The sequence below is a fragment of the Bacteroidota bacterium genome, assembly GCA_016183775.1.
Lineage (GTDB): Bacteria > Bacteroidota > Bacteroidia > JABDFU01 > JABDFU01 > JABDFU01.
The window spans coordinates 1-18,634 of the sequence record JACPDY010000088.1 but is presented as its reverse complement, the minus strand read 5'-3'; the positions used below and the strand labels follow the sequence as shown (position 1 = coordinate 18,634).

Sequence of the window (18,634 nt, the reverse complement as noted above, 5' to 3'; positions counted from 1 at the left end):
AGCTCATATAAAAAAACATATTGAAACAGGAGCACAGGTGAAATACATCGAAGAAATAGATTTATACATGAAACGGTGTAATTTGTCGCATTTTGAAAAGCTGGAAGTCGGGAGTCCGAAGCCGGAAGTCTTCTAACTTCTGACTTCCGACTCTGATGATATACGAATGCGGAAATTTATCCCGTTCGCAGTATAAGTGGGCAGGAAAGCGGGTTGTACCTGTTGAAGCTTTCAACGGAAAATAATTTTATAATGAAGAAGGTGATGATTACGGATTGAGATAGTTCTGAAATAAATATGGGAGATATGAAAAATAATAAGCGAATAAAGGGAAGAATAAAAATTAAAACAAAAACAACTCAGACAAGTAAGATTGTCAAAGGAAAAAAGGCGTTGAAAGCATCAGGAAAGATTGATCACGAATTTAACAGCTATCGGAATTTTGACTTATTTGAAGATGTTTTCCGGCTTTGGTAAAATATTAATTGATTTAAACTTCGTTGATCATGAAAAATATAATAAGATTTGAATTTAATAAATTACTCAAAGTAGAAATAGATTTTTTGCTGCAAGGGTTGTCTTTTGTCTATGCTACTTTGTTTTTAATTATATCGGGTTCATTTTATCATACTATTTCAGCGCAGGAGAGTATCCATAGTAGTTTAGGAGCCATGGATCAGGCGAGGAAAACTAAAATCGAAAATAACCTTCAAAGCTTGCCGGTAAATTTCCGTAAAAATAGGGGGCAGTGGAGCGATAATATTCTATTTGAATCAGCCTCATCCGGGATTCACATGTATTTTATGAAGGATGGAATTAGTTATTTAAGTGCCAGAGAAAATGAATCGGAAAGCACAAGTGTACTTTCACCGTCTGGAAAGACGGGTGGTGATAGACATGATTACCTTGTTTGGAACATGAATTTTATTGGCTGCAATAAAAATGTTAGCTGTACATCCGAAGGGGAGCATATGAGCAATATCAATTATCTTATAGGTGACGACCCTTCCCGTTATGTATTAAATGCACGCGATTATGAACAGATCCAATACCACGAACTTTATGATAAAATTGATCTGAGGTATTATTCTTCCGGAACTAAAATTGAGTACGATTATATTATTAAGCCGGGTGGAAGAATGGAGCAGATCAAAATGGCGTTTTCAGGAGTAAAAAAAATCAGAATAAAAAGGGATGGTATCCTTGAAGTTAAGACCGAATGGGGTACCACAGCAGATTTAGCTCCATATTCTTACCAGGTAATAAATGGAATAAAAACAGAGGTTGATATCCGTTATTACTTATTAAATGATACTACCATAGGATTTTATAGTTCAACGAATATTAACCCCGCATATGATCTGATAATTGATCCGGTTGTGTTGTATTATTCCACTTATGTTGGGGCAGCCGCTTCTGCAAATATCACTTTTATTTGGGGTTATATTTTTGATATTGCGTCTGACAAACAGGGTAACGCGTATGTAACCGGTTGGTATGAAGGTGGTGGTTTTCCAACCAAACCGGGTAATTACGACGGAACATGGAATGGTGCCAATGATGTATTCGTATTTAAATTAAAGCCTGATGGAACAGATATAGTTTATGGAACATATATCGGAGGAAACGGCAGAGACAAGGGTGTTGGAATTGCAGTTGATGATTTTGGTTGCGCTTATATTACAGGAGATGCGGAATCTCCCAATTTCCCTACTACAGCCGGTGCATACGATCCAACCTACAATGGGCCTTTTTCACTTGCCGGGAATTCATCCTTCTCAGGATTGAACGGACCTTATGGACCATTTGTTCTTAAGCTTAATGCCGCTGGTACCGGATTAGTTTATTCAACATTTCTTGGTTATGCCGGATTGGGATGTGGAGTGGCGGTGAACAATAAAGGAGAAGCTTTTGTTACCGGTTCTACTTTAAGTTCTAATTTCCCGGTAACTCCCGGAGCTTATGATACATCATTTAATGGTGGCTTATCTGATATTTTTGTAAGTAAATTAAGTTCTGACGGGAGTGCATTGCTTTATTCTACATTTATTGGAGGGTCGACAGACCAAGATCGCGCTGGAAATATGAATGTTACTTCCAGCGAAATTGGTTTCCGCAATGCATTAGATCCTATGGACAACGTTTATGTCGCCGGATGGACAAGTGCAACTGACTTTCCGGTTTCACCAGGTTGCTTTGACCCCTCCTATAATAGTTTGCCAGGAGTTAATCAATCCGATGCGTTGGTATTAAAGCTTAGTATGAACGGTAATGGTAACGCAGATTTAAAATACTCAACCTATCTTGGCGGAACATACGGAGATCTGGGAAATGATATTTCTGTTAACTCCGCGGGTGATGCATTTGTTATTGGGAATACAAGTTCGAGTAGTTTTCCGACAACTGCCGGAGTTTATGATCCTACTTATAATGGACCGGTAACAAGCGGTCCCTCAAACCCATTCATTGTGCGTCTTAATCCGCAGGGAACAACTTTGAAATACTCCACTTTTATTGGTGCCGGATATGGGATGTCAATACAGATTAATGATCGAGATGAAGCGTATTCTTCGGTTGCTTATCCATCCAGTGTACCACTTAATGGATGCAGTTATAATAATAATAAAGGCGGCGGCATTGCTTTGTATAAATTGAATGACAGCGGAAAGAAATTGTTGTTTTCCGGTATGATTGGCGGAAGTGGAGTAGATGCCGATTTTGCTACAACTCAGATTACATTGGTTAAATACGATTGTAAAGAAGACCTGATAATGACGAACACAACTCACTCCTCCGACTTCCCTGTAACTGCCGGAGCTTTCCAAACTGCCAAGCTTAATCTTAATGGAGGCTCTGATCAGCCTGTTATTAGCCGTTTTACTCAAAATATGATTGTGGACTTTAATGCAGGTAATGCTGTATGCAACACTCCTGTAAACTTCAATAATACTACTACAGGAGAACACTGTGGAATCCTGGATTCGGTTAAAACCTGGCTATGGGATTTTGGGGATGGCAATTTTTCCAGTAGCAGAAATCCCTCTCATACATATGCGAACGCAGGAACTTATAATGTAAAGCTGATTGCAATCTGTCCAGGAGATACTTTAATTAAGGCATTAACAGTAACAGGATCCTGCTGTGCGCTGAATATTGTTGCTGCTAAAACAGATATCAGCTGTTATGGAAGTAGTGATGGATCTGTATCTGTAAATACTACAGGAGGAAATGGTGTTTATTCATACCAATGGTCAACTGGAAGTACAGCAAATAATATATCAGGTTTATCGTCGGGACTTTACACAGTAACAGCTCAGGACGGCAATGGTTGTAAAAATACCGCAACGATTATGTTGTCAAATCCCGATTCTCTTTCTTTATCTTTTACAACTTCATGTGCCGTTAATGGTTCTGCTTCAGTAACAGTAACAGGAGGGAAGTCGCCATATACCTATTTGTGGAACAATCCTTCAGGACAGACTTCAACAACAGCATCCAATCTGGGAAGTGGCACATATACTATTACGATTAGAGATATTTCAGGATGCTTAAAAACAGCTTCGGTTAATATGAATAATGCTATACCGTCTTTAGGTATTATGATTACTGAACCTTCTTGTAGTGGTGGAACTGATGGCCGTATTACAATAATACCCGCTAACGGAACAGGGCCATTTTATTATAGTTGGAATACTGTCCCTGCACAAAATAAACAATCTGCTCAAAATCTTGCGCCAGGTAGCTATCAGGTCACCGTTACAGGTTCAAATGGATGTTCAATAACTAAAAGTATAGCAATAGGCGCGAGATCAGTCGTTGATGTAAATATTCCTGCAACAATTTGTCCGGGCGATAGCGTTCAGCTAAACGCAGTTTTGTCTGGAACGACAGATTTTGTTTCATTTTCCTGTGGTACATTGCCAGTAACAACTTGCGCAAATTCTCCTCAAAAAATTTCACTTGGGCCTGTTGTTAATCCAAATTTCAGTAATCCATACTATGGCCATATGTCACCTTATAATACGGGAACCGATTACAGGATGCAGGTTATATATGATGCCTATAGCCTGAAAAGTGCGGGTCTGCAAGCGGGAAGTATACAATCTTTGGCTTTTTATGTAGGAAAAAAAAACAGTTCTACACCATACACAAATTTTACAATAAAGATTGGTTGCACAAAAGCTGTGAAGTTACCGGATGCCACAAACCCTTATAAATCTTGGCTTACAGGTTTGTCAACTGTGTTTGGACCCACCACTTATTCAAGCATTACAGGATGGAACACTCATAATTTTACCCAATCATTTCATTGGGATGGACAATCAAATATAGTGGTTGAAGTATGCTGGGATAAAACGACTTCAGATATTGCTGACGATGTTTCAGTGCTGCAAAATGATACATATTACAATACAGTTACAAACAATTCAGTCTCAGGATGTTTAATTCCATTTGCAACCGGGCCAACAAATACTTCACCTAATATACAACTTGGATTCTGTAAAGTGAACCCTGTATATTCATGGAGTCCTTCTGCCGGCTTAAATAATTCAGGAATTTCTAATCCGAAATTATTTATAAGCGGTTCTGCATCAAAAACATATACTGTTACTGTTGAGGGTATAAATGGGTGCAGCATGACTAAAAGCATAACAATTAACCCAAATTGCGGTACGCTTGTGTTTTCGGCTACCGGTAGTACTATCTGTGCTGGCGGCTGTGCCAACATAATATCCAATCCAAGTGGCGGCACCAATCCATACACTTATTCATGGAGTACAGGCGCTACAACTCAAAATATAAATACGTGCCCGCCAATAACAACAACTTATACTGTAAAAGTAACCGACTCAGGTGGAAGCACATCCACGTCAACAGCAACTATAATAATTAATCCATCTGTTAATGTTTCTTCCACGGTAACAAATGCTTCATGTAACGGCGGTACAGGATCTGTTTCTACGATGGGGAGTGGCGGTAGTTTGCCTTACAGCTATAGCTGGAGTAACAACCAGACTGCACAAACTATAACAGGTTTGACGGCAGGAAATTATACAGTAACAATAACGGACAGTAAGGGTTGTACGGGAATTTCCACAGCTGCAATAATCTCACCCCCGCCATTAGCTGGACAATTTACCAAAGGGACCGCCAGTTGCGCAGGTTGTGGATGCAAAGAGTGGTTAATGGTGACAGGCGCTGGCGGGACAAGCCCCTACACTTATACCTGGTCTGATGGATATGTCAGCAGGTATAAAAATCAACTTTGTCCGGGAGCTTATTCAATAAATATTAAAGATAAAAACGGGTGCAGTGTGAATATTAATCTTACCGCGCCCTGACTATTTTCTCATTGCTTTACTTTATTTCTTATGATCTCAGCAAATGGTCTGTTCTCAATTTTACTTTCTAGCCAGGAAATAAAATCAAATTCTCCCATTGCATTTTTTTCAAAGGGATCTTTGCTGATTTCTCTTATTATGCCGGATAACTTCTTAAACGCATGTATAAGTTCAGATTTATGGTCGGCTTTTGGTAAATCCTTTCTCAGGAATTGCAATATTGCATTCTCAAATTTATATAACCGCTCTCCTTTAAGCAAGGAGCGATATGTTGAGCGTATTGTATAAGGTAAAGCATCTAGATCATTTAATTCAAATTGCACTATCATGATCAAAAATTTTGATTGTACAATAATATCATTCCGGATACCCGTATTTGGTAAAAGAAGGATTTTATTCAGATATTTAAGCGTGCTCAAATTCATCAAGATGTTTTTCTGCTGCTTTAAAATCCCCCGTGCTTATGCAGCTTCCGATTTTTAATGTATATAATTGATCATTTCCATTTACGAGAGCATTTGCAGATAATTGATGCATATATCTTTCTAACATTTCCTGAAAGCAATGTATGGTTTCATAAGCAGTCTTTGCCTGCCCGATGATAAACTCAATTATAGCTTTATTATATAGTGTAATAAAATAAAACGATAGATCTTGATTCGCTAAAGTGTTTTTGCTTTTGTAAAAACTAATACACTCCAAAATAACATCATACGCCTTTTGATCTTGCCCCATTATCATAAGAAACCGGGATTTCAGGTTGAAGTACATTCTTTTGGCTGTGGCGCTTTTGGCCTTTGTGGAATTCAGCAATAAGGTATTGGCTAATATTTGCTTATGCATGATCCGATCTGTATTTTTTCGGGTAAGAAAATTTTTTTTCAGGACCTGTTCAGCATTCAATCCTAGAAAAAGATATTCTGTATAATTATGCAGAAGATTGGAAAAAGAACTCACCCGCTGTTTATGACCATTTGTGCTAAATATTTTTTCATATTGCTCGGTCGCTCTTGCAATTTCAATTTTTAAAAATAGGATATTGATAAGCTCCGGGAATAATTCTTCCGACTCAGCTATGGACTCAGCCTTTTTAAGAACTTTTTCACAAAGCGGAAAAAGTCGTTTGGAACATAATATGTGGGCCTGCGCAAACAGATGGTTAACCTGTAGTTGCTTTGTTGAGTTTTGGTGATACTTTTCAAGGCTGTTTAGAATTACTTCTGAAACATAACTTTTGAACATCTTCAGATTGCTTTTTAATGTATCGTCTTTCAGTCTTGTCTTTAATTTTTTTTCATCATATTGTTTTAATCGGTCAATAGCATCGAATAGGATAATATATTTTTTGTTAAATGATTTACCTGAATGAATCGTCGAAAAAATCTTAAAATAACGCTTTTCTGCCGAACTAAGTGATTTTATCAGAATGAAAAGATCGTCTGATGGAGTTTTCATTTTTACATTTTTTTTGTATAAAAATAGCTAAAGTGAATCATTCTATGAAGTTCTTTCTCACAAAATTCTTTTTTTAATGATCATTACATAACCTTAGACTTATAACTTATAAATTTATTTGGTTTGCTTTAAAGCTTTCTTAGGGTTAATTTAAAACATTCTTAAGTTCATTTGACAGGAAGAGGAATAAAAGCAGGGAATATTGAAATGAAACATCCGTCATCGAAAAATGCCATGCTACAACACAGAACCATAAGTGCGGCTCCGGGGAGTACATTATTCAGGATCGTAATATATTCACTATTCCTCTCAGTTATATTTCTTACATCACCTGCTTTTGCATCAAGGGACCTTCCGGTTAGTGAAGATCAAATTTTGCAACATATACAGGATTCGCCGGTTCATTTTTTTGAAAACAAGGGACAAATGGTAAATACAGATAACATTCCTGTCCCTTTTGTTTTGTTCAAGGCCTCCGCACCAGGTATCGATGTATATATAACCGAAACGGGCCTTACATATGTATTTGCAAAAATTGATGAAAAAGATGGGCACAATGAAATCGGAGAAAAATATACTTCGAGTAAACAGAAAATTGAAATAGAGAAGAACAAAATAGAGATGGCATGGATAAATATGCGTTTAAAAGGGACAACAATAAAAAAGGAAAATATTATCATGGAAGGAGAAGGTTCGGCGCATTATAATTATTTCTTCTCTCACTGTCCTGATGGAATCTATGATGTAAAGCAATATTCGAAGATCACAGTTCGGAACATTTATCCGGGAATAGATTGGGTTTTATATAACAGTAATGCCAATGGGTTTAAATATGATTTTCTTGTACATGCGGGTGCCGATCCATCACAAATAAAATTGTGTTACGAAAGCGATAAACCCCTTGTTCAGAAACAGGATGGCAGTCTCGAAATAAATACGCCACTCGGAACCCTTACTGAAAATGCGCCCTATTCTTATTTAAAAGAGTCTGATACAGAAATTCAAACTACATTTTTAACAACTATAACAGATCTCCATTTTGCTGAAGTTTCATTTAAAATTGAAGCTTATAATAGCTTAAGGTCAACTCTGGTGATAGATCCCCAGCTTCTTTGGGGTACGTATATCGGGGGTACGGGAGGCAGTATCAGCAACGAAGGAACAATGGATATTGTGGTAGACGGAAATAATAATGTATATGCTTGTGGCTATGTAGTTTCAACAAATTTCCCCACTTTGAATCCCGGAGGAGGCGTATATTATGATAATACTCTGGGTAGCTCGACCGATGGCTTGATATTAAAATTTAACAATGCAGGAGTTCTTCTTTGGTGCACTTTTTATGGGGGTTCTGATACGAATGAGAATTTGCAGAGTATTGCGAGTGATGTGGCTAATAATATTTATATAACAGGAGTTACTCCTTCTTTAGATTTTCCAACACAAAATCTTGCGGGAGCATATAATGATAATACAAATGGCGGAAGCTCGGACGTGGTGATGTTAAAATTTTCTCCGGCTGGTGTTCGGTTATGGGCCAGCTATTTCGGAGGTACGGGAATGGATATGGGATGGTCAATAAAAACCGATGCAACAAATAGTATTTACGTAACAGGTTTCACAAGTTCGGCAAATTTTCCGACCCAAAATCTTGCCGGAGCCTATAATGATAATGCTATTGGCGGAGGGCAAGACATTTTTATTTTAAAATTCAATTCCTCGTGTGCATTGCAGTGGTCAACACTTTTCGGAGGAAGTCTGGGGGACGAAGTAGGAAATGCATTGTGGGTAGGAGCAGGGAATAATCTGTTTGTAACAGGATATACGAACTCCACTGATTTTCCTTTGCAGAACCTCGGGGGAGCATATAATGACCCTGTTTCAAATGGTAATAATGATGTTTTTGTACTTAAGTTCAACAACACAGGGGCATTGCAATGGTCGACCTATTTGGGAGGAAATATTTTTGACGAGGCTACGGATATCGAAGAAGATGTATTTGGTAATTTGTATGTAACGGGAAAAACCGTTTCTTCGAATTTTCCTACTCAGAATCTTTCGGGAGCATATAATAACAGTGTGCTTAGTAATGGAAACACCAATGGATACGACTTGTTTTTATGTAAATTCAATAGCTCCTGCTCAATGATCTGGTCAACTTTTATTGGTGGCTCAGCAAGTGATGTTTCTCATTATACTGCTAATTTTGGATACAGAACAAAAAATCTGGTTACTGATTTTTGCGGGGTTGTTTATCTTGGGGGGTGGACGGGGTCCAATGATTTTCCTACTGTAAATACATGTGGCACTTTTTTTAACAATGCAAGGCTTGGTCCGCAGGACCTGGTATTAGTGGAATTCGCTGCCACCGGTGCAATGATATATTCAACATACTTCGGCACTTTAGGCGGATCTCAGGATTTTCGGGCAAACCTTGCATTGGATAATAACAGAAATTTATTTATTACAGGAGAGTGGATGGGAGCCTCGTCTAACGCTATGGCTAATCCGGGTGGAGGTGCTTTTAATAATAACTACACTTCAGCGGATGATATTTATTTTATAAAACTCAAGCCTGATACGGCAAGCTATATCCAGACCCAGGTAAATGCAACCGGATGCACCTGTGGCAACGCTACAATTCAGATCAATTGCGGCACTCCGCCGTATAATTATGTGTGGAGTAATGGGAGTCAGCTTATTAATTCAATAAGCACAACAAACAGTATAGGATTATGTGCAGGTAATTATTGGGTGGAAGTAACGGATGCTGCATGTAACAGAGATACCATTTATTATACACTTACTGGTCCCGTAACCGGATTAGCGTTAACTATTACCAATACAAACCCGGCAACCTGTAGTAGCAATGGAAATAGCACAGCTTGGGCGACAGTCACCGGAGGCGCTTCACCTTATACCTATACCTGGAATAACGGACAAACTGCCCAAAACGCTTCAGGATTAGCTGCGGGTAATTATACATTAACGATAACTGATAAAACCGGCTGCACTGCTACCCAAACAGTAAGTATAACGCTTCCTGCAGGACCCGTGATAAATACCACAAGCACCAACAATGGTTGTAATTCTACAGGCAGCGCTTCAGTAATAGCGAGCATAGGAACACAGCCTTTTACATTTAGCTGGAGTAGTGGTCAGACAGGAACGATTGCCTCAGGTCTTGTGGCCGGAGGATACACTGTAACAGTTACAGATGGCAATGGATGTACCCAAACAAAAACATTCAATATTACAGGAGTAAATCCTGTATCAGCAACGTTTACATATCCACAAACCTGTGTAGGAATGGCAGTAATCTTTACGAATACTGGCTCAACAGGAACATATAGCTGGGTAATTTCCCCCATAACTCCGACAAATGTAAGTGGAACAACTTCCAATTTTACCTATACATTTTTAACAGCCGGGACGTATAGTGTTTCACATACAGTTTCCAGCGGAGGTTGTTCAACCACTCAAACAAGTACTATAACAGTAATAAATTGTAATGGTCCTGTTGTAACTGCTGTTGGTAGTTCGGTTTGTCAGGGAAGTTGCGCTTCTGTAACTTCCAGCGGAACAGGTGGTACGGTTCCATACTCTTATTCATGGAGCAATGGTTGGACCATACAAAATATTAATCCCTGTCCGTCTTCAACAACAACATATACTGTAACAATAACCGATTCAGGAGGGGCTACGTCCACTTCGACTGCTTTAGTAATTGTAAATCCTATTGTTGTTTCAACAACCACAGCAACCAATATAACCTGTAATGGAGGAACCGGTTCGGCAACAGTAACAGGAGCAGGTGGCAGTTTGCCATATACCTATAGCTGGAGCGGAGGGGTTCCGCTTACCGGGTCTCAGGTTTCAGGATTAGCGCCGGGTAATTACACCGTTACCTTAACCGATAGCAAAGGTTGTACCTCAACTTCGGTAACCACAATAATTTCACCCCCGTCGTTATTGGGCCAATTTGCCAAAGGTACTGCCAACTGTGGCGGTTGCGGCTGTAAGGAATGGGTAATTGTAACTGCTGAGGGAGGTACAGGTCCTTACTCTTATTCCTGGCCTGATGGGTATTTGAGCAGATACAAAAATCAGCTTTGTCCCGGTTCATATAATATAAATATTAAAGATAAAAATGGATGCAGCATAAATGTTAATCTTACTACACCCTGATTTTGCTGATGACAAGATGTAATTTTTATATGACAAAAATATCAACTGTGTTGATTTTTTCCCTTTTGAGTGTTTCGCTTTTAGCAGCGGATGATAGAGGAGAAGCCAAACTCAGGCAACGGGCTCGTATATTGATGCAAAACCAATTAGTAAAATTTTTAGAGAACAAGGGGCAGATGAAGGACCTGAACGGAAACCCCGTTCCGTTTGTGCTCTATAAAGCCGAAGCTCCTGCAGTAAATTTATTTATTACGGAACAAGGATTAACAATACAAACATTGAAAATTGAGGAAGAGGATAAAAAAGATGTTAGTAGTGGAATGGTATCAATTGGCGAGGAAGATGCTTCGACTTCGCTCAGCGTGACAAATGAAGAAAGAGCAGAAAATAGTAAGACAGAGTGGGAGCGTGTTGATGTTAATTTATATGGTGCGAGGATAAGCAAAGAGAACATAACAAAAGAGGGGGAGGGTGCGACTAATTTTAATTTCTTTTATCCGCATTGTTCACAAGGTATATACGGAGTTAAAGAGTATGAAAAAGTAACTATCAAAAATATATACCCGGGCATTGATTGGGTATTGTATAACACCAATGACAAAGGGTTCAAATACGATTTTGTTGTAAGGCCAGGAGGCGATTATAAACTTATAAAACTGCTTTACAGAAGTAAAAAACCGATCAGGATAAATGAGCGTGGAGAAATAGTCATCAATACACTCAACGGCGACATAGCCGAAAACGCTCCTGTAAGTTTCCTGAACGGAGCAGAGTTGAAAACGCGGTTTATTCAAAACTATCAGCGACCCGTGAAAGTGAATGGTGATGATGGATACGAAACTTCCATTTCATTCGATCTTCATTCTGATCTTTCAACTCACAACTCTCAATTAATAATAGATCCGCAGCTTGTTTGGGCCACTTTTTACGGAGGTAGCGGTCTTGATGGACCAACATCCGTAACGACTGATGCAGGCGGGAATGTTTTTGTAACAGGATATACAGGTTCGGCTAATTTCCCGGTGCAGGCAGCAGGGACTTATTTTCAAGGGGCATTAGCGGGAGGCTCAGGTGTTTTCATCCTCAAATTTAGCAACACCGGTAACCGTTTGTGGGCTACTTATTATGGGGGAAGCGGAGGTGATGCAGGCTGGTCCATTACCACAGATGCTGCCGGGAATGTATTTGTAACGGGAGAGGTTGGTTCTGCCAATTTTCCTGTTCAGAATACAGGAACATACTTTCAGGGTATATTAACGGGAGTAAACGATATTTTCATCCTTAAATTTGACAATAACGGTATTCGTTTATGGGCCACCTATTATGGAGGGAACGGAAGAGACATTGGTTATTCTATAATCACCGATAACAGCGGAAATATTTTTATAACCGGAAATACAACATCCACCAATTTTCCTGTTTGCAACGGTCCGGCATGTTGCATTGCATGTACTCCTGGCTACTTTCAGAGTATATATGCCGGAGGATCATTATTAGTTGGAGATGCATTCGTTCTTAAATTCGATAACAGCGGTAACCGTTTGTGGGCAACTTATTACGGTGGAAGTGACAGAGATGTTGGATATTCAATCGCAACAGATGGCAGTGGAAATATTTTTGTAACAGGAGAGACAAGATATTCGGGTTTTCCTGTTTGTAATGGTCCGGCGTGCTGTGCGACTTGTACTTTGAGCTATTCTCAGGGTGCTGCCGGAGGCAGGGATGCCTTCATCCTTAAGTTTGACAACAATGGAAACCGTTTATGGGCGACCTATTATGGAGGAGTTGGAGACGATTATGGTTATACGATCGACACCGATGGAAGCGGGAATGTATTTGTAACAGGCTCTACGGCATCCGCAGATTTTCCGGTATGTAACGGCGTGGTATGCTGTGCGACATGTCCTTCGGGTTATTTTGATGGAGTATTGGGAGGCAGTAGCGATGCGTTTATCCTGAAGTTCGACAACAACGGTAATCGTTTATGGGCAACTTATTATGGAGGAGCCGGAATCGAGGGGATGTTTTCTTATGATAATTTAACAATAGATAGTTGTGGAAATGTATACATGAGCTTTAATACATATTCTGTCGATATGCCGGTACAAAGTTCATGCGATGGTGAATACCAGGACAATTCGCACAATGGTCCTGTGGGAAACAGGGATATTGCACTTGTATTTTTTAACAATTCCGGAAACTGTTTATGGGCGACCTATTTGGGTGGAAACGGTATAGATGTTAGGGAGGCATTGGCCGTTGACGGCAGCAATAATTTGTTTATGGCGGGTGAATGGACATCTGTTTCTAATTCTGCAACATACCCATTAACAGATCCGGGTAGCGGAGCTTATTTTGATGCTACTTTTAATGGAGGAGACGATGGGTATCTTATAAAATTCACAAACAGTATTATAGCCAATACCAGCACAAATCAATCTGGTTGCGGCAGTTCATGTGCCGGCAGCGCTGCGGTAAATGTTGTTTCACCTTCCGCTTGTATATATACATACTTGTGGACCAATGGTAATACTACGGATTCTGCCACCGGTTTGTGTGCTGGTACTTACACTGTAACTGTTACCAATTATTTATGCAAGAGTATAACGCTTACTGCCGGTATTTCGGGTGGCATCGGGACACTTACGCTTACCCTCACTCAGGCCAATTCAACCTGTAGTTCTTCTGGTATTGTCACGGCACAACCTGCCGGCGGGATACCAAATTACACCTATTTATGGTTGCCGTCGGGTGGATCAAGTGCTACCGCGACGGGATTGAGTGCGGGCACCTACACAGTTACTGTTACTGATGCGGTAAGCTGTATAGCCACTGCTTCTGTTACAATTATTTCAGCTTTACCTTTAGCAGGACAATTTGCAAAAGGCACTGCTGACTGTATCGGTTGCGGTTGTAAAGAATGGATAATGGTAACTGCAACAGGCGGGACAAGTCCCTACACTTATACCTGGCCTGATGGATATGTCAGTAGGTATAAAAATCAACTTTGTCCGGGAGCTTATTCAATAAATATTAAAGATAAAAACGGCTGTAGTGTAAATGTTAACCTTACTGCGCCATAGAATCAACAGGAAGGTATAAAATAGATCAGGCTGACATTTTATTGTGTCAGCCTGATCTATTTCCTTTATCTTCTAAAGATCAATAATACCTCAACGGAATCACCTCTGCAATATATTTTGCCAATCTGATCACCTGGCGGGTGTAACCATATTCGTTATCATACCAAACATAAAGCACAATGCTTTGTTTGTCCTCGCTGACAAGAGTAGACTGGCTGTCGAATACAGAAGCGCAGGGGTTTCCGATCACGTCGGATGAAACGAGTTCGTTGCTGTAGTAATATTGAATTTGCTCTACAAGGTCGCCCTTGAGTGCGGCATTTTTTAAAATTTCATTCACGGTTTCTTTGTCCGTTTCCTTTTTTACTGTGAGAGCAAGTATAGCCAATGAAACATTTGGGGTAGGGACACGAACAGAATTAGCTGTCAGTTTACCTTTTAAAACGGGCAGTACCTTTGTAATAGCGCTTCCTGCACCAGTTTCGGTAATAACCATGTTCAATGCAGCCGAACGGCCCCTGCGATGCTTGGGATGATAGTTATCCAGCAGGTTTTGGTCGTTGGTATAGGAGTGAATGGTTTCTATATGTCCGTGGTTAATACCCAGGCTTTCTTCAATTACTTTTAGCACAGGAATAATAGCGTTGGTTGTGCAACTTGCGGCTGAGAAAACCTGCTCTTTTTCTATTTCAAGTTTCGATTGATTAATGCCATAAACAACATTGGGAATATCACCTTTGCCAGGAGCCGTTAACAACACCTTACTGATACCTTTCGATTTCAGGTGTTTGGATAAGCCTGCGCGATCGCGTGCCACGCCTGTATTGTCAATCAACAGAGCATTCGTAATACCATAGGATTCGTAATCAATCTCATCAGGGTTTTTCGCCGCGATCATTTTAACGGTATGTCCGTTTATGATCAGGGCTTTGTTTTCCAGATCCTCAATAATAGTTCCGGGGAAAGGGCCATGTACAGAATCTGTTTTTAACAGGTCGGCGCGTTTGGTAATATCTTCATTGGAGTTTGAGCGTGTAACAATGGCCCTTAGACGAAGCTGCATTCCCTTGCCGGCCTGTGCTATAATTTCACGTGCCGCTAAACGTCCAATACGTCCAAATCCGTATAACACAACATCTTTAGGTTTTAATTTACTTTTTTCTTTGCCGATAAAGTCTTCTAACTTTTTTCCGACAAAGTCGCCTGCTGTTTTATAATTAGCTTTTTCGTTTAGCCACTCACTGCAAAGGCGGCCGATATCAATACGGGAAGGGGCAAGGTTGAGTTTTAATAATTCATTAGCCAGCATAGCAGTATCAAAAATGGTAATAGGCTGCTTTACCATTTGCTTGGCATACAGGTGAAGGTTCATGATCTCGCTCGAACTTCTGTCAATAAGCTGATTACGGAAGATAATAAGTTCAACAGATTTTTCAAACCACAAGTCGCCAACGGCTTTAATAAGATCAATTGCTGCTTTTTCCTGTTCTATCCATGAGCCCAGTTCGCTTTCGTAAGTGCTTTTCTTTATCATAGGTTCAATTGCTATAGCCATCGTTATTTTTTTTATAGATTAATTAGACCGGATTATTTTTAAAATTAAAAGAGGAAAGGGATAAAAATCCATTTCCTCTTTTGTGTTAATTAATATAACCACATATTATCCTAAGTATGCTTTAAGTAGTTTACTGCGTGAATTATGGCGAAGCCTGCGTATAGCCTTCTCTTTGATCTGGCGAACACGTTCACGGGTTAAATCGAATTTCGCTCCGATCTCTTCCAGCGTCAGTCCGTGATTTTGTCCAATTCCAAAAAACAATTTGATTACATCGCGCTCGCGGTCGGTTAATGTAGAAAGTGAACGCTCGATTTCACGTTGTAATGATTCATTCATCAAGCCATTATCAGCCTTTGGTGAATCAGGGTTGATCAACACATCCAGCAGGCTGTTGTCTTCACCATTTACAAATGGGGCATCCATTGATACATGACGGCCTGATACACGCATGGTATCTGCAACTTTATCTTCAGGCAGGTCAAGCAGGTTCGAAAGTTCTTCCGCACTTGGCTCACGCTCAAACTCTTGCTCAAGTTTAGAAAACGCTTTATTGATCTTGTTCAATGAACCAACCTGGTTCAAAGGTAAACGAACAATACGCGATTGTTCAGCCAATGCCTGGAGAATAGACTGACGGATCCACCATACAGCATAGGAAATGAATTTAAAACCACGTGTTTCATCGAAACGCTTGGCGGCTTTTATGAGTCCAAGATTACCTTCATTAATTAAGTCCGGTAAACTTAAACCCTGATTTTGATATTGCTTGGCAACAGAAACAACGAAACGCAAGTTGGCCTTTGTTAATTTTTCAAGAGCAATCTGGTCGCCATCGCGGATGCGCTTGGCCAATGATACTTCTTCTTCAGCCGTAATAAGTTCTTCGCGTCCTATTTCCTGAAGATACTTATCAAGAGATGCGCTTTCACGGTTGGTAATCGATTTGGTTATTTTTAGCTGCCTCATGTGTTTGGTTTACGATGTTAAATTAACATCATTAGTTTTTAAAAACTAACGCAAATGTATTCCATTTATTGGTACTTGTCAATTATTTGACTTAATTATAATCAGTTGGTTGTCAGTTGTTTTGAACAATTTTGGATAAATAGCTTAAAGTGAACTCTAAGGAAGGCTTTTTTAACGATGAAATGAACTTTTGACTTAAAATAAGGACTGCTTTTCTGATCTTAAGTTGCGCAATAATTATAGTCCAAAGCCATAGTAGGCGCGCATTCCATTTGAATAAATCCCTTCTATTAACACCCCTCCATCTTTGTTCTCAAGGGAGCTTTTAACATCCTCCATAGAGCCAATTTCTTTTTTGTCGATCCTTGTGATGATAAAGCCTTCCCGTATACCGGCACTTCTTAATTTTCCTCCGTTCAGGCGGACTACCTTGAGCCCATTTTTGATATTTAACCGCTTCTTTTCATCGGGACTGATCTGTTCAAAGCTTGCTCCAAGTACATTTGCTACCTCCGGTTTGTCTTTTTTAAATACTTCGGTGTTTCCATTCCGGTTTTTCAACGTCAAAGGAATTATCTTTTCATCACCATTACGTTTCAACGTGACATTTATTTTATCGCCGGGACGGAATTTACCTACTTGCTCCTGTAACTCAGAAACATTATTTACTTCCATTTCAGCGATCCTTGTAATTACATCTCCTTCCTGGATACCCGCTTCTTCACCGGCTCCGCCATCAGTAATTGTATTTACAAAAACACCCCTTATATCCTTTATGTGTTTTTCTTCGGCAAGCTTTGAGTCAAGGTCACGTATACTTACTCCAATAAATGCACGCTGAACTTCTCCGAACTCAAGGAGATCTGCGGTTACTTTTTTAACAATATTTACAGGTATAGCAAATGAGTAGCCCGCATATGAACCGGTGTTTGATTTAATAGCGGCATTTATACCTACAAGCTGTCCGGCAGTATTAACCAATGCCCCTCCGCTGTTGCCCGGGTTTATGGCTGCATCAGTTTGAATATATGACTCAATGGGGTAAACACCGTTCTGTGGATCTGTTGCAAGGGCATTGAGATTTCGGCCTTTTGCACTTACTATTCCTGCGGTAACAGTAGAGGTAAGATTGAATGGGTTGCCGACAGCCAAAACCCATTCTCCAACTTTTACATCGTCGGAATTGGCATAGGCAACATAGGGGAGTCCTTGCTCCTTTATTTTCAGCAAAGCGAGATCTGTATTGGGATCCCTTCCTATTATGGTAGCGGGGTAGGTACGCCTGTCATTCAACACCACTTCAATCTTATCGGCATGATCTACTACGTGGTTATTGGTTACTATATAACCATCGCCTGTAATAATAACTCCTGAGCCCGCAGACATAGGTTGCGAAGGTCTTTGCTGTAGTTGATTTGGCCCGAAGAACAGGTTATAAAAAGGATCCTGCGTGTATTGGTTTTGATTCTCTATTGCGTAAGTTGTTTTAATATGAACCACAGCATGAACTGTCATCTCGGCAGCGTTTACAAAATTTACTGTAGTTTCGGCAGCTGTGCCAGGCATACTGACAAATTTTACATCTTTCGGTGGGGCCTGTTGTAATACGATAGGTTGTTGGTTATGTTTAATATAGAAATGATCTATTCCTATGGCTGTAATGCCACCAATTCCTGCCACAAGGAAAATTCCGGCTATCTGTTTTATGCGTTTCATGGCTATTGAGTTTTTAAGGTTATTTATTTTATTCAAGTTTAATAGGATAACACAAATTTCATTCCTTTATTTCAAGATGTAAATGGATTTAACAATTTTTAACATGCAGGAGTGTTTCCATTGGCCCTTAAAGGGGAGTGTTAATTCCTTTCGCACCTTTTTTGCAATACATTCTAAATCGAATATTTAGAAACTGTTTAAAATTTATTCAATAATATTTTTATAGCTGCAAAATGAATCATTGCCTCACTTGTTTCAAGCAAATATTCAAAATCTTTACTCAATCTTCGTTGGTTTTCAAACCAAGAAAAAGTTCTTTCAATAAT

At 39.6% G+C, this 18,634-nt stretch carries 10 protein-coding genes; 4 read left to right on the top strand and 6 right to left on the bottom strand.

Features of this window, described 5'->3' with window-relative positions; genetic code table 11:
- Positions 1 to 306: 306 nt before the first annotated feature.
- Positions 307 to 477, top strand: coding sequence for a hypothetical protein (locus tag HYU69_11095; protein ID MBI2270880.1), 171 nt, complete (start codon positions 307 to 309; stop codon positions 475 to 477).
- A gap of 29 nt (positions 478 to 506) precedes the next feature.
- Entirely contained in the window at positions 507 to 5,342 is a 4,836-nt protein-coding gene (locus HYU69_11090) for an SBBP repeat-containing protein (protein ID MBI2270879.1), read from the top strand.
- Between the two features lie 8 nt (positions 5,343 to 5,350).
- Here the strand turns inward: HYU69_11090 and HYU69_11085 are convergent, their stop codons facing one another.
- Both HYU69_11085 and HYU69_11080 read right to left on the bottom strand, forming a co-directional pair.
- Complete coding sequence (locus tag HYU69_11085; protein MBI2270878.1) at positions 5,351 to 5,671, bottom strand: hypothetical protein; 321 nt, start codon at positions 5,669 to 5,671, stop codon at positions 5,351 to 5,353.
- Between the two features lie 76 nt (positions 5,672 to 5,747).
- Positions 5,748 to 6,797, bottom strand: a complete 1,050-nt coding sequence (locus HYU69_11080; GenBank protein ID MBI2270877.1) for a hypothetical protein — start codon at positions 6,795 to 6,797, stop codon at positions 5,748 to 5,750.
- Positions 6,798 to 7,031: 234 nt separating this feature from the next.
- Between HYU69_11080 and HYU69_11075 the strand changes: the two genes are divergently transcribed.
- Both HYU69_11075 and HYU69_11070 read left to right on the top strand, forming a co-directional pair.
- Positions 7,032 to 10,985 carry a hypothetical protein gene (locus HYU69_11075; protein ID MBI2270876.1) on the top strand — a complete coding sequence of 1,318 codons (3,954 nt, stop codon included), beginning with the start codon at positions 7,032 to 7,034 and terminating at the stop codon, positions 10,983 to 10,985.
- A gap of 29 nt (positions 10,986 to 11,014) precedes the next feature.
- Positions 11,015 to 14,068: an SBBP repeat-containing protein gene (locus tag HYU69_11070; GenBank protein ID MBI2270875.1), complete on the top strand. Its 3,054-nt coding sequence runs from the start codon at positions 11,015 to 11,017 to the stop codon at positions 14,066 to 14,068.
- Positions 14,069 to 14,147: 79 nt separating this feature from the next.
- Here the strand turns inward: HYU69_11070 and HYU69_11065 are convergent, their stop codons facing one another.
- From HYU69_11065 to HYU69_11050, 4 genes are all read right to left on the bottom strand, one after another.
- The gene (locus HYU69_11065) at positions 14,148 to 15,602 is read right to left on the bottom strand and encodes a glyceraldehyde-3-phosphate dehydrogenase (GenBank protein MBI2270874.1); all 1,455 of its coding nucleotides are present in this window, start codon (positions 15,600 to 15,602) and stop codon (positions 14,148 to 14,150) included.
- A 126-nt stretch (positions 15,603 to 15,728) separates the two neighbouring features.
- Positions 15,729 to 16,592 carry an RNA polymerase sigma factor RpoD/SigA gene (locus HYU69_11060; GenBank protein ID MBI2270873.1) on the bottom strand — a complete coding sequence of 288 codons (864 nt, stop codon included), beginning with the start codon at positions 16,590 to 16,592 and terminating at the stop codon, positions 15,729 to 15,731.
- Positions 16,593 to 16,829: 237 nt separating this feature from the next.
- Entirely contained in the window at positions 16,830 to 18,308 is a 1,479-nt protein-coding gene (locus HYU69_11055) for a Do family serine endopeptidase (GenBank protein ID MBI2270872.1), read from the bottom strand.
- Positions 18,309 to 18,505: 197 nt separating this feature from the next.
- The coding region (locus HYU69_11050) for a transposase (protein MBI2270871.1) at positions 18,506 to 18,634 on the bottom strand (129 nt) is incomplete at its 5' end.

Coding starts and splice junctions, on each gene's coding strand:
- HYU69_11060 (MBI2270873.1), bottom strand. CDS start 16,592: ATGAGGCAGCTAAAAATAACCAAATCGATTACCAACCGTGAAAGCGCA.
- HYU69_11070 (MBI2270875.1), top strand. CDS start 11,015: ATGACAAAAATATCAACTGTGTTGATTTTTTCCCTTTTGAGTGTTTCG.
- HYU69_11055 (MBI2270872.1), bottom strand. CDS start 18,308: ATGAAACGCATAAAACAGATAGCCGGAATTTTCCTTGTGGCAGGAATT.
- HYU69_11075 (MBI2270876.1), top strand. CDS start 7,032: ATGCTACAACACAGAACCATAAGTGCGGCTCCGGGGAGTACATTATTC.
- HYU69_11095 (MBI2270880.1), top strand. CDS start 307: ATGAAAAATAATAAGCGAATAAAGGGAAGAATAAAAATTAAAACAAAA.
- HYU69_11065 (MBI2270874.1), bottom strand. CDS start 15,602: ATGATAAAGAAAAGCACTTACGAAAGCGAACTGGGCTCATGGATAGAA.
- HYU69_11085 (MBI2270878.1), bottom strand. CDS start 5,671: ATGATAGTGCAATTTGAATTAAATGATCTAGATGCTTTACCTTATACA.
- HYU69_11080 (MBI2270877.1), bottom strand. CDS start 6,797: ATGAAAACTCCATCAGACGATCTTTTCATTCTGATAAAATCACTTAGT.
- HYU69_11090 (MBI2270879.1), top strand. CDS start 507: ATGAAAAATATAATAAGATTTGAATTTAATAAATTACTCAAAGTAGAA.